Source organism: Streptomyces arenae (assembly GCF_022343545.1).
In the GTDB taxonomy this organism is placed as follows: domain Bacteria; phylum Actinomycetota; class Actinomycetes; order Streptomycetales; family Streptomycetaceae; genus Streptomyces; species Streptomyces humi.
The window spans coordinates 41,756-62,763 of sequence record NZ_JAKQYH010000086.1 but is presented as its reverse complement, the minus strand read 5'-3'; the positions used below and the strand labels follow the sequence as shown (position 1 = coordinate 62,763).

Genomic DNA, 21,008 nt, shown 5'->3' with positions numbered 1-21,008 from the left:
TTGATGCCGTTTCCCGCAACGGGGAGATGAGCGCGTGAGCGTCGAACCGCCGTCGTCCGGCCGTCCCACAGGACCCCCCTCCGGCCCGTTGTCCGGGCCCTCCGGGCCACCCTCGCACCCGCCGGGAGGCGGAGGCAGCCAGGGCGGCGGGAGCGGCGGGAGCGGTGGGAGTAGTGGGGACCGAGGGCCGCGCGGGCCGTGGTGGCGGTCCGCGCCCCGGATGGCGATGCTCATCACCGCTGTCGTGGTCGCCGCGGTCGTGGCCGTGGTCCTCACCCGTCCGGGTGACGGTGCCGGCCGGCGCGGCGAGGTCTTCCTGCAAGCCGCCGACAGCACCGGTCAGGACCCCTTCACCGCGTCCAGCACCAGGAAGAGCGTCGCCGCGCCGGTCTCCGCCACCCCGGTGGCGTCGGCCCCGGCGTCGAACCAGCTGCGCGGGGTGGACGGCGGCGCACCCGGCCTCTACAGCGGCACCAGGAACTCCGGCAGCTGCGACGTCGAGCAGCAGATCAGGTACTTCCAGGCCGCGCCTCCGCGCAACAAGGCGTTCGCCGCGCAGGTCGGCGTCCAGCCGTCCGGTGTCCCGGCCTACCTGCGCTCCCTGACCCCCGTACAGCTGCGCGCGGACACCCGGGTCACCGCCCACGGCTACCGCGACGGCGGCGCGACCACCTACCAGTCCGTCCTCCAGGCGGGCACCGCCGTCCTCGTCGACGGGCACGGCGTGCCCCGGGTGCGCTGCGCCTGCGGCAATCCGCTCACCCCGCCGGTCGCCCAGCGGAGCACGCCCCGGACCACGGGCGCGGCGTGGCCCGCGTACCGGCCCGGGAACGTGGTCGTCGTGGCTCCCGCCGCGCAGGTGGTCAACGTCTTCGTGATCTTCGACCCGCGGCACGACGACTGGTTCGGCCGCCACCGCGGCGACCACACCGGGCACCAGGACCGCCCGGCGAGACCCCCGGCGGACCCGGACCCGATGAACCCGCCGGCCTCCACCGGTCCCTCGGCCCCCGCCAGCCCGGGCAACGGCTCGAAGCCCCCGCCCGCCAGCCCGCCGTCCTCGAACTCGTCGAGCACGTCCTCCTCGAAGCCGCCCGCGTCCGAATCCACCTCCTCCGAACCGCCCTCCTCGCCCGCCTCGAAGCCGGAGTCGCCCAAGTCGGAACCGCCGTCGTCACCGGCGCCGAAGCCGCAGTCGCCGGGGTCCGGACCGGCGTCGCCGCAGTCCCCCGAGCCGCCGGTCTCCGAGCCACCGTCCTCCCCGCCGTCCCCGCTTTCACCGGGCTCCCGGTCCGCGGTGTCCCCGGCCTCCCCGGCGTCCCCGCCGGAGCCGGAGAGCCCAGGTTCCCCGGCGATGTGACCAGCGTGACGCCCTTTGTGCGCGTTCGGCGAACGTCCCCGGGGACTGCCGGGGCACACTCGGGGTACGAGCATGGAGGCAACAGCGACCGGCCGGGCCGGCCTCCGAGAGAGAAACGCATGATCGAACACCTGGGCGGGGCAGTGATATCGACTGGCTTCGACGTACCCGTGGAACCGCTGCGGCGGGCCGCGCACTACACCGGTGAGCCCGGCTGCATCGCCGAGGCGCGGGACTTCGCCGCCCGCTTCCTGGAGCAGCTCAGGACCGAGTGGTGCGCCACCATCGACCCGCGGTCCGACGGCGAACTGCTCCTCGTGGTGAGCGAGCTGATCACCAACGCCGACCGGCACAGCAACGGCCCGTACATCCTCGAACTGGAGGGCACGGACAGCGCGGTCCTGGTCTCGGTGTACGACAGCAGCGACGCCCTGCCCCGGCGCTTCCCGAAGGACCCCGAGCGGGTCGGCCGGCACGGTCTGGAGATCGTGCACGCCGTGGCCAGCGAGGTCACCGCCGAGCTGGTACCGGTCGGCAAGCGGGTGCGCGCCCTGGTGCGTTTCCCGCACTGAGAATCCCGCTGCCCGCACGCGGAGCACGCTGCCCGCACGCGGAGCACGTCGTCGCCCGTGTCGAGAAAACACCGCGGGCGCCGCCCCACGCGCCGGTGAGGGGCAGCGCCCGGGAGTCCGCGCTCAGGCGCAGCCGAGTTCGCCCAGCATCCCCTGCCGCAGCCGCGCGATGATCCGCTTGATCAGGCGGGAGACATGCATCTGGGAGCAGCCGAGCCGTTCGCCGATCTCCGCCTGGGTGGCCTCCTCCACGAACCGGAGATGGATGATCTCCCGGTCCCGTTCGCTCAGCTCGGCCATGAGCGGAGCCAGCGACTGGAAGTCCTCGACGAGCCGCAGCCCCTCCTCCTCGACGCCGATGAAGTCGGCCAGCACCGCCTCGCCGTCCTCCGGGCCGTCCCCGGTGAGCGCGGCGTCCAGCGACGAGGAGTTGTAGCCGTTGGAGGCCAGCTGCCCCTCGACCACCTCGTCCTCGGACAGGTTCATCAGCGTGGCCAGCTCGGCGACCGTCGGGTCCCGGTCCAGCCGGCTGGACAGCTCCTCACGTGCCTTGGCCAGCTCCACGCGCAGTTCCTGGAGCCGGCGCGGTACGTGCACCGCCCAGGTGGTGTCCCGGAAGAACCGCTTGATCTCGCCCACGATGTACGGCAGCGCGAAGGAGGTGAACTCGACCTCGCGCGACAGCTCGAACCGGTCGATGGCCTTGATCAGGCCGATCATCCCGGTCTGGACGATGTCCTCCATGTCGTCGCCCCGGTTGCGGAACCGCCCGGCCGCGAACCTGACCAGCGACATGTTCATCTCGATGAGCGTGTTGCGGGCGTACTGGTGTTCGGGTGTGCCCTCCTCCAGCTCACAGAGCCGTTGGAAGAACTGGCGGGACAGCTCGCGTGCGTCGCGGGGCGCGACACTCTTCGGGTCCTCGATTCCCGGCAGGGCCTCTTCCGCCGTCCCTGCCCCCACGGGCTGAGCGGTGTCCACTGCTTCCGACCGGATCCCGGCGGCGTTCATTCCCTCTCCCACGTGAGTCAAGGTGCGACGGGTGGCGGTGCGACCTGGGTCGTACCGGCCCTGACCTGGTTGTGTCCTCGCCCGGTTACCCGGAATCGGACGTCCCATGCGTGCCTCGACCTTCGGGTACCCGGGGTGACGCGACGCATGCACCCTGTCTCCACGGCTGGCGGAAAACAGACTGTGACGTTCCGTGGCGGGATGCCTACCGGTCGGTGCGGACAGCGGTGACCAGTGCATGCCAGTACCGCTTGGTCACGGCCCCGTCGTACCGCGACTCGATGAGCTCCCGGACGTCTGCCAGCAGGCCGCTGCGGGCGGGCCCGGGAAGCGCCCGGTGGTTGGAGTAGGTGAGCAGCACGTCGACGTACTGGTCCGCGGTGTACGTGATCTCCTGGGCATGGCCGCGCACGGTGACGTCGGTGAGGTACGGGGAGCGGGTGAACTCACCGGTGTCGGTCGCGAGGTCCGACTCGCGGGTCTGCCGCAGCCCGGGCGGGGTGGCCGGATCCCAGCGCTCGTAGCACTCCTGGACCTCGGCGAAGAATTCCTCGGTGCCGCCCGCCACATGATGGGTGGCGATGATGCCGAGCAGACCGCCGGGGCGCAGCACCCGGGCCGCCTTCGGTACCCGGACCGCCGGGTCGAGCCAGTGGAGCGCGGTCGCGCAGACCACCGCGTCGAACGGCTCCGGCGGGGGCCGCCACTGCTCGAAGGCCGAGACCACCACCTCCACGTCGGTGAAGGCGGCCAGTCGTCTGCGGGCCACCGCGGCCATGCTCGGGCCGATCTCCACGGCGGTGATCGCGCACCCGGACCCGGCCAGATCGACGGTGAGCTTGCCGGTGCCGGGCGCGATCTCCAGCACCCGTGCCCCCGGCGCGGCCCCCGTGACCCGCACCAACTCCTCGATCAGCGGGGCGGGATAGCGGGGCCGCGCCCGCTCGTACCGCTCGGCGTCCTCGTCGAAGATGTCCCGCAACCGCGGGTTCGCTGCCCTGAACTCCAGTGCGTCCACTCAGGGCAGAATGCCGATCCCTGCCCTCGCCAAGCCACTGCTTTTAGGCTGAGCGGGTGACCAGTCAACCGCCGAACCAGACCCGTGTCGTCCCGCTCCGCCCGCAGGAGCCGGCCCCCGAGCCCAGGCAGCCACTCTGGCGCGACCTCCTCGGAGACGTGCTGCGCCAGGAGCGCCTGGCCCAGGAGCGCACCCTGAAGGAGGTGGCCGAGACGGCCCGGATCTCCCTGCCGTACCTGTCCGAGATCGAGCGTGGCCGCAAGGAGGCCTCCTCGGAGGTGCTCGGGGCCGCCGCCCACGCCCTCGGCCTCGACCTGGGCGGTCTGCTCACCCTGGTGCAGACGGAGTTCACCCGCCGGCAGAGCACGCCGAGCCGTCACCGCGGCCTGTGCCTGGCCGCCTGACCGATGAGTTTCCCGGCGCGCGGCGGTCGGTACACATGACCGCGTTCCACGCTCCAGGAGGTGCCCATGACCACCGACGGATTCACCACGTGTCTCTGGTTCGACGGCCAGGCCGAGGAAGCCGCCCACTACTACGTGTCGATCTTCAAGAACTCCGCCATCGGGCGGATCGGCCGCTACACCGAGGCCGGGCCCGGGCCCGCCGGCTCGGTGATCGCCGTCGACTTCACGGCCAACGGGCACAGGTTCGTCGCGCTCAACGGCGGCCCGCAGTTCACGTTCAACGAGGCGATCTCCTTCCAGATCTACTGCGACGGCCAGGAGGAGGTCGACCACTACTGGGCGAAGCTCACCGAGAACGGCGGTGAGGGCGGCCCCTGCGGCTGGCTCAAGGACCGGTACGGCGTGTCCTGGCAGGTCGTCCCCGAGGGGCTGATCGAGATGATCGGCGACGCCGACCCCGAGAAGGCGGCGCGCACCACGCGGGCGATGTACGCGATGGGCAAGCTCGACATCGCCGCACTGAGGAAGGCGTACGAGGGCGAGTGACCCGCACGCGGACGGGGGGCGGTGTCCGCGGACACCGCCCCCTGCCGCGCGCCGGTCAGACCCGGTCGGCCACGATCAGCAGGTACTGGAAGCTGCCGTTCTTGTACGCGGTGAGGAACGCGTCCTCGATCCCCGTCACCAGGTGATCGGCCTGCTTGCGCAGTTCCCAGTACGGGATCGTCGCCTGGGTGAGGTCCTCCACGTGCACCGGGACCAGCCGGTTACCGGCCATCGCCCGGAAGTACTCCGAACGCGGGTGGATGTCGCAGATGTAGTGCGCGTTGATCTGGGAGACCTCGCGGGACGCCCGGCCGTAGGTGTCGTTGTAGCAGCCGGTGATGGTGACGTAGCGCCCGCCGCGGCGCAGCAGCCGGGCGTGCTCGGCGAACAGCAGCTCCAGCTCGACGTACATGGTGGACTCGTTGTTCCACGAGGCCGCGTAGGCGCCCGTCTCGAACCCGGTGTCCAGCATGTTGCGGTGGTGGTAGCGGACCTTGTCGCCGACCTCGCGCTTGCGGGCCATCTCGTTGGCGAAGTCGGCCTGCTTGGCGGAGATGGTGACGCCGTCGGCGTGGCAGCCGTAGCGGAGGTTCGCCACGATGCTGCCGCCACCGCGGCCGCAGCCGGCGTCGAAGACCCGGTCGGCCGGGGTGAGCGCGCCGAGATGGCCGGCCAGCAGCTCGGCCTGGGCATGCTCCAGGCGGTGCAGCTCGCCGGTGACGCGCTCCTTGCGCAGCCCGGGATCGGGCTCGTCCAGCACCGACCAGTCGGCCTCACCGATGCCGTAGTGGTGGTGGTACAGGTCGTCGATCTTTCCGAGTTCGAGGTTGACCGGGTTCTCCTCGGCGTTCCAGTACTCCGCGACGCTGTTCTGGTACCTGGACTGGGTCGGCACCGGGGCTGACGTGGTGGTCTTCCGAGCGACAGGGGCGGTGGTCAACAGGTTCTCCTCGACGTGTTGCTGACGATGTTTCGGATGTGGCTGTGGGCTACCAGTAGTCGGGCAGGTGGTAGCGGCTGGAGTTGGTGGCGTGCCACTCGTGGTTGCCGGAGACCCAGGCGGCGAGTCCCTCGGCGTAGCGCGCGACCAGTGGTGAACCCGCGGACAGGGCGGCCGACTCCGCCTCGAAGGCCTCCATGATCCGGTTGTGGATGCCGACGGACTTCAGATAGGCCGCCTTCAGCCCGCGCCGGTCGTTGGCCGCCACCACCTGCGGCAGGTTGAGGTGGTCCGGGTCGCTCGCCAGCTCCTTCGTGAAGGAGTACAGGTCGTTGACGATCGTGGTGGCGTTGCAGGCCAGCGCCGTGATCCGCTGGATCTCCGGACGGGCGTAGAGCGGCTCGGGCAGCTCGTAGCCGTCCACCGCGTCGACGATCGACAGACAGGGGCGGAAGTTGTTGAACTGGCGCATCACCAGGTACTCCCAGACCCGAGGCGTGTACCCGGTCTCCATCCAGGCGGCCTCGCCCAGGTACCCGAGGTGCAGCCGCGCGATGTCGTGGACGAACCGGTCGGTCTGGCTCGGCGTGGCGAAGGCCGCGAAGTCGGCGAGGGCGAAGTGGTAGGACCGCAGCGGACCGTCGGCCGCGATGCCCTCGCGCCACTCCTCCTCCAGCTCCGGGATGCCGTGGTAGGGGTCGAGGGCGGACTGGGCGATGATCAGCGGGCCGCCGAGCCCGCGCCGTGATCCGCCGCGCCCCTCGTCCTCCTCGCAGTAGCAGGAGTCCACGATGTTCTCGGCGAGCAGCAGCTTGCCGGCGGCGGTGAGCCGGTCCAGGTCGAGACCGCCCGGGTGCTGGAGTACGACCGCCCGGCCGAACTGGAAGCCGGCGAAGTCGCCCTTCCAGGCCTCGGGGAACAGGTCGAGCTCCCGGGCCCAGGTCTCCAGGCGGCGGTCGAGCTCGGCGGCCTTCTCCGGGTCGGCGGGCACGGCGGGCCGGTAGTGGAGTCCGGGAACCGCCCCGGTGCGCCTGCCAGGGCGCAGGCTCCGCGCGATGTCCGGCGGGCCGGGCAGGACGTAGGACGTGGTGGCAGTGCTCATGGCTGTGCTCCGGGCCGTCAGTCGGCGGTGCGGCCGAGTTGGACGTTCTCCAGGATCCCGGCCGCGTCGGGGACGAGGATGGCCATCGAGTAGTAGGCGGTGACCAGGTAGTTGATGACGGCCTGCTCGTTGACGCCCATGAAGCGGACGTTCAGGCCGGGCTGGAACTCCTCGGGGATACCGGTCTGGTAGAGGCCGATGACCCCCTGGTCGGCCTCGCCGGTGCGCAGCGCGATGATGCTGCTGGTGTGGTCGTCGCTGATCGGGATCTTGCTGCACGGGTAGATCGGCACCCCGCGCCAGGCCGGGATCTCGTGTCCGTCGACGTTCACGCTGGGCGGCACCAGACCACGCCGGTTGCACTGCCGGAAGAAGGCCGCGATCGCCTTGGGGTGGGCCAGGATCACCTTGGTCTTGCGGCGCATGGAGATCAGCTCGTCCATGTCGTCCGGGGTCGGCGGGCCGGTGAAGGAGCTGATCCGCTGTCCGTAGTCGATGTTGTGCAGCAGCCCGAACTCGCGGTTGTTGACCAGCTCCCACTCCTGGCGCTCGCGGATCTCCTCGACCGTGAGGCGCAGCTGCTGCTGGGTCTGGTCCATCGGGTGGTTGTAGAGGTCGGCGACCCGGGAGTGCACCCGCAGCACGGTCTGGGTCAGCGACAGTTCGTACTCGCGCGGGGCCAGGTCGTAGTCGACGAAACCGCCGCGCAGGGTCTCCTCGCCGACATGGCCGGCCTGCACCGGCACCTCGGCCTCGCCCTTGCGGTTCATCGGCAGCCGCTGCCGGTCGACGAAGGCCTGGAGGTGGGCGCCCAGCGAGGGCTCCCGGTCCATGATCTCCTCGGCGACCGCCCACGGCAGCGCCAGCACCACTCCCGCCGTCTCCGCCCGGACCGAGGTGAGCCAGAGCGGGTCGGTCTGGCCGACGGCTTCGTCGCCCATCTGGTCGCCGTCGGTGACGACCCCGACGACCTCCTCGTCGCCGTACTTGCCGGCCGCGTACCGGGTGAACCGCCCGTGCACCACGAGATAGGTCTCGGTGACCGGCTGACCGGCTTCGAACAGCAGCTGTCCGGCGCGCACTTCGCGGGGCTGGAAACGGGCGGCGAGCTCGGCCAGCACGCCGGGGTCGTCGTAGCCCCGCAGGATCGGCAGCTCGGTGAGGGTCTCCGGGATGACCCGGATGTCGTCCCCGCCGTTCTGCTCGAAGCTCACCCGGCCGCGCCCGGTGCGCAGCTGGAGGCGGCGGTTGACCCGGTAGGTGCCGCCCTTGACGTCCACCCACGGCAGCGTCTTCAGCAGCCATCGCGAGGTGATGGCCTGCATCTGCGGTTCCGACTTGGTGGTCGTGGCGAGCTGGCGTGCCGCCCGGGTGCTCAGACTGGTGAGCTGCCCGTCGGTGGTCGGATCCGGCTCGGGCTCGTCGACGGCGGAACCGATGACGCTGTCCGGTGTGGACACATTCCCTCCAGCAGAGAGCTGAACGACGGTGACCCGAAGGGTCGGTGGGGTGCGAGGTGGTGATGCGCACCGACTAGCCAAACAGTCTTGGTGATCTACGGATACGGCGTGAAAGGGGCGACAACACGCCTTGGTTGCGCAAACATGGTGGTCGAGGCGGAAAAGGTTGCGTTCGCCCGTCGTGCGCCGGTCATCCGCTCTTGTGCCCGGTGCCGCCGAGGATTGGGCTCAGGAAAGGTCGTTCACCAGCACCGCGGCCCCGTCGAAGCGCCCGGCCTTCAGGTCCCGAAGCGCCCGCGGAGCCTCGGACAGCGGATACATGTGGGTGGTCGGGCGGATCCGGTGCTGCTCGGCGAGCGCCAGGAACTCCCGTGCGTCGCTTCGGGTGTTGGAGGTGACGCTGCGCAACTCCCGCTCGTAGAACAGCTCACGCTCGTAGTTCAGCGGCGGCACGTCGCTGAGGTGGATGCCCGCGACCGCCAGCACCCCACCCCGGTCCAGGGCGCGCAGCGCCACCGGCACCAGATCGCCGGCCGGGGCGAACAGGATCGCGCTGTCCAGCGGCTCGGGCGGCGCCTCGCGGGCGTCCCGTGCCGAGGCCGCGCCCAGCGCCAGTGCCAGCCGCCGGGCCTCGGCACCTCGGGTGAGCACGTGCACCCTGGCGCCCTGCGCCAGTGCCAGCTGCGCGCACAGGTGGGCGCTGCCGCCGAAACCGTAGAGGCCGAGCCGGCCACCCGGCGGGAGCGACGCCCGGCGCAGCGCGCGGTAGCCGATGATCCCGGCGCACAGCAGCGGCGCGAGCGCCACGTCGTCCAGGGCCCCGGGCAGCCGGTGGGCGAAGGCCGCCGGCACGGTCGTGTACTGCGCGTATCCGCCGTCGGCGTCCCAGCCGGTGTACCGCGAGTCCGGGCACAGGTTCTCGGCGCCCCGCAGGCAGTACGCGCACTCCTGGTCCGTGCGCCGCAGCCAGGCCACGCCGACCCGCTCGCCGAGTGCGAAGTCCGCCACCGCGGCACCCGTGCCCGCCACTTCGCCGACCACCTCGTGTCCCGGTGTCACCCCGGGCCGGCGCACCGGGAGATCACCCTCCGTGACATGCAGATCGGTGCGGCACACCCCGCAGGCCAGCACCCGCACCAGCAGTTCGTCAGTGCCGGGCACCGGCACGGGCCGCTCGACGAGCCGGAGCGGATCACCCTCGACTGGCCCCGGCCGCGCCACCGACCACGCCCGCATCACGTCCGCCATACCGCGCCCCGTCCGCCGAAGGCCGCCGTCACCTCCAGTGTCCGCCGGAGGCCGTCGTTCGGCGCGCGGGCGGTGCGCCGGATGGCTAGCGTGAGGAACCGGGAGAATCCGCTCGACCGGAAGGGCCGCGGCCATGGCGGTACAACCAGAAGGGACCCCCTGTTGGGCCGACGCGATGTTCGGCGACCTGGAGGGGGCCAAGGAGTTCTACGGCGCGGTCCTCGGCTGGACGTTCGGCGAGTCGTCGTCGGAGTACGGCCATTACACCCAGGCCTACGCGGACGGCAGGGCCGTCGCCGCCGTCGTGCCGCCGATGCCCGGCCAGGAGGGGCAGTCGCAGTGGTGCCTGTACTTCGCCTCGCCGGACGCGGCGGCCACCGCGGCCCGCGTCCGGGAACAGGGCGGCGAGGTGCTGATGGAGCCGATGCGGGTCGGCGACCTCGGCACGATGTGCCTGGCGAGGGAGCCCGGCGGAGCCGTGTTCGGCATCTGGCAGGGCGGGGTCCACGAGGGCTTCGAGGCCACGGCCGTGCCCGGCGCCTACTGCTGGGCGGAGGTCTTCACCCGCGAACCGGAGAAGACGGACCCGTTCCTCACCGCGGTCTTCCCCTACACGGCGAAGCAGATGGTGGACGACAACGTCGACTTCCGGATGTTCGACGTGGGCGGGAACACCGTGCTGGGCCGGATGCGGATGAGCGACGACTTCCCGCCCGAGGTGCCGTCGTACGTGAACGTGTACTTCACGGTCGCGGACTGCGACGAGGCTGTCGCCAGGGCCACCGAACTCGGCGGAGTGCTCCGCTTCGGCCCGCTGACCATGCCCTTCGGGCGGTTCGCGGCGCTCAGCGACCCGCAGGGCGCCGGCTTCTCGGTGATCGACCTCACCACCACCGAGGGCGAGCTGCCGTCGGTCAAGGACGTCTGAGCAGCACGGACACCGGGCCACGGCCGGGCGGTGCGCCCGGCCGTGGCATGATCGGGCCCATGCGTGAACGAGTGGTGGCCGCGTGCGACGGGGCTTCTAAGGGAAACCCGGGACCGGCGGGCTGGGCCTGGGTGGTGTCCGACGACGCGGCGACCCCGGCCCGCTGGGAGGCCGGCCCGCTCGGCAGGGCCACCAACAACGTCGCCGAACTGACCGCCCTGGAACGGCTGCTCGCGGCCGTCGACCCGGACGTGCCGCTCGAGGTCCGGATGGACTCGCAGTACGCGATGAAGGCGGTCACCACCTGGCTGCCCGGCTGGAAGCGCAACGGCTGGAAGACCTCCGCCGGGAAGCCGGTCGCCAACCAGGACCTGGTCGTCCGCATCGACGAACTCCTCGACGGCCGCACGGTGGACTTCCGCTACGTCCCCGCCCACCAGGTGGACGGCGACCCGCTGAACGACTTCGCCGACCGCGCGGCCAGCCAGGCGGCCACGGTCCAGGAGGCCGCCGGGAGCGCGCTCGGCTCCCCGGTGCCGCCGCCGTCCCCGACGTCCGCCGCCCCCGCCACGGCCCCGCGCCGCAAGGCCGCGGCCAGGAAGACGGCCGGGTCCGCCGGCACCGCCCGCACGATCAAGGCGAAGTTCCCCGGCCGCTGCCTGTGCGGCCGCTCCTACGCGGCCGGCGAGTCCATCGCCAAGAACGCGCAGGGCTGGGGTCACCCGGAGTGCCGTACCGCGGAAGCCTGATCAGGCCGCCTGGGTGTCGAACGTGTAGAACCGCGTGTGGTCGAGCAGATCGGCCGGCCGCACGTCGTTCCACGGCTTCATCGTCTCGTTCAGGTCCACCACGTCCGGGGTGCCGCCCCCCGGCAGGTAGACCGCCTGCGGATGCCGGCGCTGCCACTCGGCCCACAGCTTGTCGACGAAGGCGTGGTGCAGCCAGAACACCGGGTCGTTGGGCGAGACGCCGGTGGCCATCTGGCCGCCGACCCAGACGTGGACCCGGTTGTGGAGATTGACCCCGCGCCAGCCCTCCAGATGGTTCCGGAAGCCGTCCGAAGCGCTGTTCCAGGGCGCCATGTCGTACGTCGCGATGGCCAGCACCGAGTCGACCTCTGCCCGGGTGGGCAGCTCGCGCACGCCGGTCCCCAGCGACCTGCGCAGATAAGTACGGCCGTCCACACGGACGTTGACCGGCCAGTTGCCGGCGGACGCGGCGAACGGGCCGTCTGTCACCCGCCCGTCGGAGGCGCGTCCGGTGCCGCCCAGGAAGTCCGGCGCCCACAGGGCGGCGCGGACGGTCCGGTCGGCGCTCCAGTCCCAGTAGGGGAGTGCCACCGACGGGTCCACGGACTGGAGGGCCCGCTCGAAGTCGAGCAGGAATCTGCGGTGCCAGGGCAGGAACGACGGCGAACGGTGGCCCGTGCGCTCGGAGTCGTCCGTGTCGGACATGATGAAGGCGTTGTGCGTGCGCACGAAGTCGTCGTAACGGCCGCTGCGCTTCAGCTCGATGACGGCGGCCACGAACCGCCGCTTCTCGTCGGCGGTGAGGGCGGCCTGGTTCTTGCGTACGGTCATGTGGATCGGGGCTCCGTAGGTCCTTGCGGGGGCGGTCAGTTGGCGGGGAACGGCAGCAGCGCGGCGCCCTGCAGTTCGTCGACCGCCGCGCGGGCGGCGGCGCGCGGGCCGGCGACCGGGTCGTAGTGGCTGACCACGCTGATCCAGCTGCCGTCGGCGTTCCGCATCACGTGCAGCCGCACGCCGTCCACGAACACCGCGTATCCGCCGCCGTGGTCGTGCCCGTGACCGCCCGCGCCGTGCTCCATGGCGGCCGGACGGCCCTGTATCCGGCGGCCCTTGTAGACCTCGTCGAAGGGTTCGAGGGATCCTCCGTGCGAGTGAGGTGCGGCCGAGGCGCCGGGGGCGAGGAGCGCTGAGACGCCGGCCGCGGCGGCCAGGGCGGCCCCTGCGGTGAGCGCGCGACGACGGGTGGGTCCGGGCATACGGATGCCTCCTGTGGCGGGTGCGGGTGATGACTCCGTATGCCTATCCGGCGGTTTCCCGGCGGGTGAAATCGCCCGGATCGGGTTGGCCGCGATCAGGACAATTGACTACATGTCATACAAGATTGAACAAAGATGATCTTGCTGGAGCGGGGGCTCGCGCGGTACCGGAACGGGGAATTCCTTGCTCGGGCGGGGCGGTTCCCGTCGATCCTTGGCGCCGGTCCGCCGTCCGGGTGTCGTGGCTCACGGCGTCAATCTGGCGCGATTCGAAAACCCGGCCGGACTCGCCCGCGCTGCTACCCTGCGGTGCCAATTGACCACGTTCGGTGAAACCCAGGGGTGTGTGCGTGAAGGTCGACTGCGTCGGAGGCGGGCCCGCCGGCCTGTATCTCGCGATCCTGCTCAAGCGGCAAGACCCGTCCCACGAGATCACCGTCCACGAGCGCAACCCCGAGGGCTCGACCTACGGCTGGGGCGTCACCTACTGGCGCGCCCTGCTCGACCGGCTCCACACGTACGACCCCGAGTCGGCCCGCCTCGTCGAGGAGAGCTCGGTGCGCTGGACCCAGGGGGTCGCCCACGTCCGCGACCAGATCACCTGCCGGCCCGGCGACCCGGGCCACGGCATCGGCCGCCACCGCCTCCTGGAGATCCTCGCCGGCCGCGCCCGGTCCCTCGGTGTGCGGCTGGAGTTCGAGAAGGAGATCGCACCCGAGAACCTTCCCGAGGCCGACCTCGTCGTCGCCGCCGACGGCATCCACAGCGCCCTGCGCACCCGGCACGCGGACCACTTCGGCACCCGGGTCACCGAGGGCCGCAACCACTACGTCTGGCTCGGCACCACCCAGGTCTTCGACTCCTTCACCTTCGCCTTCGCCGAGACCGGACACGGCTGGGTCTGGTGCTACGGCTACCCGTACGACGGCGGGCACAGCACCTGCGTCATCGAGTGCGCCCCCGAGACGCTCACCGGCCTCGGCCTGGACGCGATGGACGAGGCCGGGCAACTCGTCGTGCTGGAGAAGCTGTTCGCCGGTGTCCTCGACGGACAGCCGCTGATCGGCGGCTCCTCGGCGGCCTGGCCCGCCTTCCGCACCCTCACCAACCGCAGCTGGCACCACGGCAACCTGGTCCTGCTCGGCGACGCCGCCCACACCACCCACTACTCCATCGGCGCCGGCACCACCCTCGCCCTGGAGGACGCGATGTGCCTCGCCGACGCCCTGCGCGAGCACGGCGCCGGCGCCGTACCGGGGGCCCTCGCCGCCTACGAGGGCCGGCGCCGCGCCGAACTGGTCTCCGCCCAGAGCGCCGCCCGGCTGAGCGCCCAGTGGTACGAGAACCTGCCCCGTTACATCGACCTGCCCGCGCACCGCATGTTCGCCCTGCTGGGCCAGCGCCACTCGCCGCTGCTGCCCTACGTGCCGCCCCAGCTCTACTACGGCCTCGACAAGGCGGCCGGCCGGCTGGAGACGCTGCGCCGGTTCAAGCGGTGGCTCGGACCGCGGGCGGCGCGCGCCCTGCACGTCCGGTCATAGTCACCCGGACGCTCCCCGGCCCCGCGTTGGTGAAAGGCCATTCACCCGATAGGGTGAATTCATATTCACCTTCTTCCACGCGTCGCCCGCAGGAGTGCCGATGGACCACCCCGCCCCGACCGCCGGCTCTCCGGAGCCGTCCGCCGCACCGCCCGGACTCCGGGAGCGGCTGACGATCCCGGTCCTGGCCTTCGGCGGGATCCTCATGGCCGTCATGCAGACGGTGGTCGTCCCGCTCCTGCCGGACCTGCCCCGGCTCACCCACTCCTCGGCCGGCGCCGTCTCCTGGACGGTCACCGCGACCCTGCTCTCCGGCGCGGTCCTCACCCCCGTGCTCGGCCGGGCCGGCGACATGTACGGCAAGCGCCGGGTGCTCACCGGCGCCCTCGCCCTGATGACGGTGGGCTCCGTGCTGTGCGCCCTGTCGTCGGACATCGCCGTGCTCATCGCCGCCCGCGCCCTGCAGGGCGCCGCCGCCTCCGTCGTACCGCTGTCGATCAGCATCCTGCGGGACGAACTGCCGCCCGAGCGCCGGGGATCGGCGGTCGCGCTGATGAGCTCCACCGTGGGCATCGGCGCCGCGCTGGGCCTGCCGCTGGCCGCGCTGGTGGTGCAGTACTACGACTGGCACACCATGTTCTGGCTGACCAGCCTGCTCGGCGCGCTCGGGGTGGCCGCCGTGTGGTGGGCGGTCCGGGAGTCCCCGGTACGTGAGGCCGGCCGGTTCGACGTGCTCGGCGCGCTCGGGCTCGCCGTCGCCCTCACCTGTCTGCTGCTCGGCGTCTCCCAGGGCGGTCAGTGGGGCTGGGGCAGCCCGAGCGTGCTGGGCCTGTTCGCCGCCGCCGCACTGGTGCTCGCCCTGTGGTGGTGGCAGCAGCTGCGCACCGCCCAGCCGCTGGTCGACCTGCACCTGGTGACCAGGCCCCGGGTCGGCCTGTCCCACGTCGCCGCCCTGCTCACCGGGTTCGCCTTCTACGCCAACTCCCTCGTCACCGCCCAGCTGGTGCAGGCGCCGAAGGCCACCGGATACGGTCTGGGCCTGTCCATCGTGGCCACCGGCCTGTGCCTGCTGCCCGGTGGCGTCACCATGCTGCTGTTCTCCCCGCTGTCGGCCCGGATCTCCGCCGCCCGCGGCCCGCGCGTCACCCTCGCCCTCGGCGCCGCGGTCATCGCCTGCGGATACGTGGTGCGCATCGCCGACAGCCGCGACCTCTGGATGATCATCCTGGGCGCCACCGTCGTCGCGACCGGCACCACCCTGGCCTACTCCGCGCTGCCCACCCTCATCCTGCGGGCCGTCCCGGCGAGCCAGACCGCCTCCGCCAACGGCGTCAACGTCCTCATGCGCACCATCGGCCAGGCCACCTCCAGCGCCGCCGTGGCCGCCGTCCTCACCCATCACACCGGCCTCGTCGGCGGTGTCCCGGTCCCCACCCTGCACGGCTACCTGCTGGCCTTCGCCATGGCCTGCGCCGTCGCACTCGCGGCCAGCGCCGCAGCCCTGTCCATACCCGGCGACAAGGCCCCCGGCGACCGCACGCCCGGCGACAAGGCCCCCGGCGACCGCACGCCCGTGGACAGGGCCCACCCCGACGGGGCACCGCGCGAATCCCCGCGCGCCGCACGCCGTGCCGAGGGCACCCGCGACGACGCGCTGGAGGGAGCATGAGTGCCGTGAGCACCCCACCCGGCACCCCCTCCGCGCCCGCCCGCCGGGACGCGGAGGCCACCAAGGCGGCCATCCTGAAGGCCGCCCGCCACCTCCTCGCCCGGCACGCGCACGCCGACATCACCCTCAAGGACGTCGCCGAGCGTGCCGGGGTCAGCGCACCGCTGGTCCTGAAGTACTTCGGGAACAAGGAGAGCCTCTTCGCCCGCGTGATGTCCTTCGACACGGACGCGGCCGACCTCCTCGCCGCACCCCTGGACGAACTCGGCCGGCACATGGTCCGGCACGTCCTGGAGAGCCAGCGCGACCGCGGCGCCGACCCACTGCTGCGGATCGTGTTCGCGCCCCTGCACGGCGACCACGGCGACGTGCTGCGCGCCAACTTCCGCGCGCACGTCGTCGACGCCCTCGCCGCCCGGCTGACCGGCCCCGACCCCGGCCTGCGCGCCGAACTCGCCGTCGCCCAGCTCATCGGCCTGGGCGTCATGTACGGCATCGCCCGCGGCCCCCGCCTGCGCGACGCCACGATCACCGACATCGCCGACCGCTACGGGCCGGCCGTCCAGACCCAGCTGACGCCCTAGCCGACCGCCCGCGCGACGAGCAGCCGGTCCAGGAACGCGTTACCGAACACCCGGTGCGGGTCCAGCCGGTCCAGGGCCGTCACCGCCGCGTCCCACGCCTCGTCACCGAACGACGCCGGAATCCTCCCGTCCAGCACCTCCGGGTCGCTCCACGCGGCGGATTCGGTGTAGGCCCACCCCTTCGACCACTCCACCCGGGTCCCCTCGAACCTGTCGAACAGGAACCTCTCCAGCTCCCGCAGGAACGCGTGCGCGTACGGCGTCCCCGGCAGCGTCAGCACGTCCAGCCACACCGCCGTGTCCGCGCCCGGCACCGGCCGCAGCGCGGACAGCGACACCGTCCGGGCACCGTCCACCCCCGCGTCGGCCGGCTCGTCCAGACCGGTCACGCGGATCTCCACCGACCCGTTGACGGGGAACCGCCCCGACGCGGCGTACGCGTCGAGCCGTTCCCGGTAGAACGCCGTGAACTCGTGCACCACGCGCTGCACCTCGGACCGCCGGGTCGGCACCGCGTACCCGTTCGCGTCGACCCGCAGGGTGGTCGGTCTGATGTACAGCTGCGTGTTCTTCGCCGGTCCCCACAGGTCCGCGGACAGGGTCGCCGCCAACCCGGCCGTCGCCACGTCCAGTTGCGCGTTGCCCAGCACCGGCGCCAGATACCAGGCCGCGTCGGACACCATCCGCCCCGCCAGGTCGGCGACCACCGTCGGCACGTTGTCGGAGAAGGGATAGTTGTACGGCGAGGTGACGTGCCGTGCGGTGAGCGGCTTCGTGGGGGCGACGCTCCACTCCTTCAGCCACGGGTACTCGGTGAAGGCGAACCAGATGGCCTCGACGCGCCCGGACCGCGTCAGGAAGCCGTCCAGGGTCCGGCCGCCCGAACCGGGCGCCGCGAACAGTTCGGCGGCCGGGATGTCGGTTCGGCTCAGGCACCGCAGACTGCTGTTCGCCCCGGCCCGGAGCACCACCTCGGTCACCAGGGCACGCCCCAGGTGGGCGAGGAGCGCGGCACAGTCCGCCTCCTCGCGCCCGAACGTCCGCAGGACGTACGCGCCGGCGGACTCGTCCCACACCACGGCCGTCAGCGACAGCACCAGGTTGCTCAGCGAGCCGTAGGTGTGCCCGGGCGACGGCTCCTCGCCGGCGGCCGGTACGGCGGTGCCGTGCGCGTCGACGGCCAGCGCGCCGCCGAGCGTGAGGTCGCCGGGCGCGGGGGTCGCGGTGAGCCCGAGGCCGTGGCCCTCCAGGAAGGTGAGCAGCGCCTCCAGGGTGACACCGGTCCCGGCACGTACCCGCGCCCCGGACTCCAGCGAGAGGCCGGTGAGGTGGGCCGAGGTGTCGACGAGCAGCACCTCGTCGGCGGCGGTCGTGCCCTCCGTGACGGTCAGCGGCGACCAGCCGTGCGAGGAGCCGCGGGCGCGGACCCGCCGGCCGTTGCGCCAGGCCCAGTCGACGACCGCGAGCACCTGGCCGGCGTCGGCCGGGGCGCACGCCCACAGTCCGTCCGCGGTGATCTCACCGGCCCAGTTGCGGTACGCCGAGCGGTAGAGCGCCACCTCCGCGGGGAAACCGGGCAGTTCGGCGGCGGCCACGGCCGGATCGGCGGCCGCCAGGACCGGCGCCGCCGGCAGCGCGACCAGCGCGGCGGCGGACCTCAGGAGGGCGCGACGGCTCCAGCCGTCCGGGACAGGGAAGTTGCTCACTGAACGATCGGTCACGCCGACAAGCTAGGGGCCGGCTTGACGGCTTCTCGATTTCCGTCGAACACAATCACCCGTGTGAGTGAAGGATTCACAGGTGGGCGGGCCCGGACCGGCCCCTGACACCGTTGTCGGTGGTGGGTGACAGACTGGCGCCATGGACGAACGCGCAATCGACAGGTCGGGACAGTGGGCATCGGTCGTCGGCCTCGGCACATGGCAGCTGGGGGCCGACTGGGGTGAGGTGGACGACAAGGAGGCACTGGCCGTCCTGGAGGCGGCGGCCGAGTCGGGGGTGACCTTCTTCGACACCGCGGACGTGTACGGCGACGGGCGCAGCGAGCAGACCATCGCGACCTTCCTGCGCAGCCGGCAGGACCTGCACGTCCTGGTGGCCACCAAGATGGGCCGCCGGGTCGACCAGATCCCGGAGAACTACGTCCTGGACAACTTCCGCGCGTGGAACGACCGGTCCCGCCGCAACCTGGGCGTCGACCGGCTCGACCTCGTCCAGCTGCACTGCCCGCCCACCCCGGTGTACTCCACCGACGAGGTGTTCGACGCCCTCGACACCCTGGTCGAGGAGGAGCGCATCGCGGCCTACGGCGTCAGCGTCGAGACCTGCGCCGAGGCCCTCACCGCGATCGCCCGCCCGGGCGTGGCCAGCGTGCAGATCATCCTCAACCCGTTCCGCATGAAGCCCCTGCGCGAGGTGCTGCCGGCCGCCCGGGAGGCCGGCGTCGGCATCATCGCGCGGGTGCCGCTCGCCTCCGGTCTGCTGTCCGGCAAGTACACCAAGGACACCGTCTTCGCGGCGGACGACCACCGCACCTACAACCGGCACGGCGAGGCCTTCGACCAGGGCGAGACCTTCTCCGGCGTCGACTACGCCACGGGCGTGGAGGCCGCCGCCGAGTTCGCCGCCCTCGCCCCCGAGGGGTACACCCCGGCCCAGCTCGCCCTGCGCTGGATCATCGAGCAGCCCGGCGTCACCACGGTGATCCCCGGCGCCCGCAACCCCGAGCAGGCCCGCGCCAACGCGGCCGCCGCCAAGCTCCCGCAGCTGCCCGCCGACACCGTCACCGCGATCCGCGAGCTGTACGACCGCCGGATCAAGGACCAGGTGGAGAGCCGCTGGTAGCGGCCGCCGGCACCGGCACCGGGAGCGGCGGCGCCCCGCTCCCGGTCCGGGCTGTTTGAGGATTCACCCGCACGGTTACCCGCAAGCCATGACCACGCAGGAGACGCGCACCGGCCGCGACGAGACCCAGGAGGAGCGCGCCGACCGGATGTGGGGAGAACTCATCCAGGAGGTGCGCGTCGCCCAGACCGGTGTGCAGATCCTCTTCGGTTTCCTGCTCACCGTGGTCTTCCAGCAGAAGTACGCCCAGCTGGCCGACGTCGACAAGACCATCTACGTCGTCACGGTCGTCCTGGGCGCCGCGGCCACCGGCGCCCTCATCGGCCCGGTCTCCCTGCACCGTCTGGTGGCCGGCCGCAAGGTCAAGCCGCAGGCCGTGCGGCTGGCGTCCCGGCTGACCTCGATCGGCCTCTTCCTGCTGCTGGCGACCATGACCGCCTCCCTGGTGCTGATCCTGCGAGTGGCCACCGGCGGCAGCGGCATCACCTGGGTGGTCGGGATGGTCGTGGCCTGGTACCTGCTGTGCTGGTACGCCCTGCCGCTGTGGGCCAGGCGCCGTCACACGACCCGCTGAGCCGCCTCCAGGGCCCGCAGCTGCCGGTCGTGCACCCTGCTGAGCAGCAGCACCGACAGGGTCGCCCCGACCAGCGCGCAGAACATGTCCCACTGGGTGTCCCAGACATCGCCCTGGGTGGCCAGGAAGGCGTCCGCGCCGTGTCCGCCGATCTCGGCCGCCAGCCACTCCAGCAGCTCGAAGAAGGCGCTGAACGCGAGGCACGCGCAGACCGTGAGCGGGGCCAGCCAGCGGCTGCCGCGCAGCGGGGAGGTACGGCTGAGCAGCTCCCGTACCAGGACGGCGGGTACGAAACCCTGCGTGAGGTGGCCGAAGCGGTCGTACGGATTGCGGTCCAGGCCGAAGGTGTCGCGCACCCAGTCGCCCGCCGGGACCTCGGCGTAGGTGTAGTGACCGCCGACGGCGAGCACCAGCGCGTGCGCCGTGAGCAGCCCGGCCAGCAGGCCCGTCAGCGGGAAGCGCCGCCAGGTCAGCACCACCAGCGGAAGGCCGACGAGCACCCACACGGTCTCCAGGAACCAGGTCGTGCGGTCCCGCGCGCCCCAGGCAGAGACGGCCATGCCCGCCACCACGACCCCGGCGAGCAGGGCGGGCGGCACCCGGCGGGGCACGCGGTGCGGAACGGGGCGCGGGTCGGGGTGCACAGCGGTCATGACGGACTCCTTGTCGTGGGAGCCCCATCGTGTCCGTGGCGCCCGGACGCCACATGAGTACGGCTACTCAGCCGGTGGCGAGGATCTCCGCGAGTACGTCGTCCACCCGGACCACTTCCCGGCCGGGCGGCACCGACATGTACGTGTCGCTCAGGAACGCGGCCAGGGCGGGCGCCCACACGAACACCACCGCGTGGTGGCGCTCACCGCCGGGCAGCGGGTCGCCGAGGAAGTCCATCCGCACTTCCCTCCAGCGCCCCTGCCGTTCGGGCCGCAGCCGGATGTCGCCGATGCCGACCGGTTCTCTCAGGCCGTCGTTCAGCATCTCGCGGTCCAGCCGCCACCGGGCGAGCACCCGGCCGTCCAGGGTGAACACCGCGGTCACGGCGAACGGGTCGTCCGCGTCGTAGGAGAGGTGGGCGAGGACGGGACAGCGGCCCGTCCCGTCCGTCCGCAGCTGTACCACCAGGGTCCTGTGCACGATGGGGTTCACGCGAGTGGCCTCCGAGAACGATCGGGCTTGGTGCCCTCTAGTACCCCTCTCAC

The 21,008-nt window shown here is 72.0% G+C and carries 22 protein-coding genes; 11 read left to right on the top strand and 11 right to left on the bottom strand.

The genetic code is table 11. The features are described 5' to 3' along the window. Positions 1-34 precede the first annotated feature (34 nt). Both MB828_RS38940 and MB828_RS38935 read left to right on the top strand, forming a co-directional pair. Entirely contained in the window at positions 35-1,360 is a 1,326-nt protein-coding gene (locus MB828_RS38940) for a DUF6777 domain-containing protein (RefSeq protein ID WP_301652283.1), read from the top strand. A gap of 119 nt (positions 1,361-1,479) precedes the next feature. Further along, on the top strand, positions 1,480-1,932 hold the full coding sequence (locus MB828_RS38935) for an ATP-binding protein (RefSeq protein WP_301652282.1): 453 nt from the start codon (positions 1,480-1,482) through the stop codon (positions 1,930-1,932). Between the two features lie 123 nt (positions 1,933-2,055). On the opposite strand, the gene MB828_RS38930 is transcribed toward MB828_RS38935, so the two are convergent. Together MB828_RS38930 and MB828_RS38925 are read right to left on the bottom strand one after the other, a co-directional pair. Further along, positions 2,056-2,943, bottom strand: coding sequence for an RNA polymerase sigma factor SigF (locus MB828_RS38930; RefSeq protein WP_301652339.1), 888 nt, complete (start codon positions 2,941-2,943; stop codon positions 2,056-2,058). 205 nt (positions 2,944-3,148) lie between these two features. Further along, positions 3,149-3,961 (bottom strand): class I SAM-dependent methyltransferase, encoded by an 813-nt coding sequence (locus MB828_RS38925; RefSeq protein WP_301652281.1) that lies wholly within the window; start codon positions 3,959-3,961, stop codon positions 3,149-3,151. A 56-nt stretch (positions 3,962-4,017) separates the two neighbouring features. Between MB828_RS38925 and MB828_RS38920 the strand changes: the two genes are divergently transcribed. Continuing rightward, positions 4,018-4,365, top strand: coding sequence for a helix-turn-helix domain-containing protein (locus MB828_RS38920; RefSeq protein ID WP_301652280.1), 348 nt, complete (start codon positions 4,018-4,020; stop codon positions 4,363-4,365). A gap of 66 nt (positions 4,366-4,431) precedes the next feature. Continuing rightward, positions 4,432-4,914, top strand: coding sequence for a VOC family protein (locus MB828_RS38915; protein ID WP_133028948.1), 483 nt, complete (start codon positions 4,432-4,434; stop codon positions 4,912-4,914). Between the two features lie 55 nt (positions 4,915-4,969). On the opposite strand, the gene MB828_RS38910 is transcribed toward MB828_RS38915, so the two are convergent. The 4 genes from MB828_RS38910 to MB828_RS38895 form a co-directional block, all read right to left on the bottom strand. Next, positions 4,970-5,854: a geranyl diphosphate 2-C-methyltransferase gene (locus tag MB828_RS38910; protein ID WP_301652279.1), complete on the bottom strand. Its 885-nt coding sequence runs from the start codon at positions 5,852-5,854 to the stop codon at positions 4,970-4,972. A 49-nt stretch (positions 5,855-5,903) separates the two neighbouring features. Next, positions 5,904-6,956: a family 2 encapsulin nanocompartment cargo protein terpene cyclase gene (locus MB828_RS38905; protein ID WP_133028950.1), complete on the bottom strand. Its 1,053-nt coding sequence runs from the start codon at positions 6,954-6,956 to the stop codon at positions 5,904-5,906. Positions 6,957-6,973: 17 nt separating this feature from the next. Next, positions 6,974-8,416, bottom strand: coding sequence for a family 2B encapsulin nanocompartment shell protein (locus MB828_RS38900; RefSeq protein WP_301652278.1), 1,443 nt, complete (start codon positions 8,414-8,416; stop codon positions 6,974-6,976). 228 nt (positions 8,417-8,644) lie between these two features. After that, entirely contained in the window at positions 8,645-9,652 is a 1,008-nt protein-coding gene (locus MB828_RS38895; RefSeq protein ID WP_301652338.1) for a zinc-binding alcohol dehydrogenase family protein, read from the bottom strand. A 145-nt stretch (positions 9,653-9,797) separates the two neighbouring features. Between MB828_RS38895 and MB828_RS38890 the strand changes: the two genes are divergently transcribed. Both MB828_RS38890 and MB828_RS38885 read left to right on the top strand, forming a co-directional pair. Further along, positions 9,798-10,592, top strand: coding sequence for a VOC family protein (locus MB828_RS38890; RefSeq protein ID WP_301652277.1), 795 nt, complete (start codon positions 9,798-9,800; stop codon positions 10,590-10,592). Between the two features lie 47 nt (positions 10,593-10,639). Further along, complete coding sequence (locus MB828_RS38885; RefSeq protein WP_301652276.1) at positions 10,640-11,341, top strand: ribonuclease H family protein; 702 nt, start codon at positions 10,640-10,642, stop codon at positions 11,339-11,341. Here the strand turns inward: MB828_RS38885 and melC2 are convergent, their stop codons facing one another. Both melC2 and melC1 read right to left on the bottom strand, forming a co-directional pair. Then, positions 11,342-12,172, bottom strand: coding sequence for a tyrosinase MelC2 (gene melC2, locus MB828_RS38880; RefSeq protein ID WP_301652275.1), 831 nt, complete (start codon positions 12,170-12,172; stop codon positions 11,342-11,344). 35 nt (positions 12,173-12,207) lie between these two features. After that, on the bottom strand, positions 12,208-12,597 hold the full coding sequence (melC1, locus tag MB828_RS38875) for an apotyrosinase chaperone MelC1 (protein ID WP_301652274.1): 390 nt from the start codon (positions 12,595-12,597) through the stop codon (positions 12,208-12,210). Between the two features lie 344 nt (positions 12,598-12,941). Between melC1 and MB828_RS38870 the strand changes: the two genes are divergently transcribed. The 3 genes from MB828_RS38870 to MB828_RS38860 all read left to right on the top strand — a co-directional run bounded on the left by MB828_RS38870 (position 12,942) and on the right by MB828_RS38860 (position 16,391). Continuing rightward, on the top strand, positions 12,942-14,138 hold the full coding sequence (locus tag MB828_RS38870) for an FAD-dependent monooxygenase (protein ID WP_301652337.1): 1,197 nt from the start codon (positions 12,942-12,944) through the stop codon (positions 14,136-14,138). A 100-nt stretch (positions 14,139-14,238) separates the two neighbouring features. Then, complete coding sequence (locus MB828_RS38865) at positions 14,239-15,807, top strand: MFS transporter (protein WP_301652273.1); 1,569 nt, start codon at positions 14,239-14,241, stop codon at positions 15,805-15,807. Beyond that, entirely contained in the window at positions 15,804-16,391 is a 588-nt protein-coding gene (locus tag MB828_RS38860) for a TetR family transcriptional regulator (RefSeq protein ID WP_301652272.1), read from the top strand. The genes MB828_RS38865 and MB828_RS38860 overlap by 4 nt, the downstream gene beginning before the upstream one ends. Here the strand turns inward: MB828_RS38860 and MB828_RS38855 are convergent. Beyond that, positions 16,388-18,112, bottom strand: a complete 1,725-nt coding sequence (locus MB828_RS38855) for a cholesterol oxidase substrate-binding domain-containing protein (RefSeq protein WP_301652271.1) — start codon at positions 18,110-18,112, stop codon at positions 16,388-16,390. The two genes, MB828_RS38860 and MB828_RS38855, sit on opposite strands and share 4 nt — an antisense overlap. A 139-nt stretch (positions 18,113-18,251) precedes the next feature. On the opposite strand from MB828_RS38855, the gene MB828_RS38850 reads away from it, so the two are divergent. Both MB828_RS38850 and MB828_RS38845 read left to right on the top strand, forming a co-directional pair. Beyond that, positions 18,252-19,235 (top strand): aldo/keto reductase, encoded by a 984-nt coding sequence (locus MB828_RS38850; protein WP_133028959.1) that lies wholly within the window; start codon positions 18,252-18,254, stop codon positions 19,233-19,235. 88 nt (positions 19,236-19,323) lie between these two features. Further along, entirely contained in the window at positions 19,324-19,809 is a 486-nt protein-coding gene (locus tag MB828_RS38845; RefSeq protein ID WP_133028960.1) for a DUF6328 family protein, read from the top strand. Here the strand turns inward: MB828_RS38845 and MB828_RS38840 are convergent. Both MB828_RS38840 and MB828_RS38835 read right to left on the bottom strand, forming a co-directional pair. Then, entirely contained in the window at positions 19,794-20,462 is a 669-nt protein-coding gene (locus tag MB828_RS38840) for a DUF2238 domain-containing protein (protein WP_301652270.1), read from the bottom strand. The two genes, MB828_RS38845 and MB828_RS38840, sit on opposite strands and share 16 nt — an antisense overlap. A gap of 67 nt (positions 20,463-20,529) precedes the next feature. Next, on the bottom strand, positions 20,530-20,955 hold the full coding sequence (locus tag MB828_RS38835) for an SsgA family sporulation/cell division regulator (protein ID WP_133028961.1): 426 nt from the start codon (positions 20,953-20,955) through the stop codon (positions 20,530-20,532). Positions 20,956-21,008 lie beyond the last annotated feature (53 nt).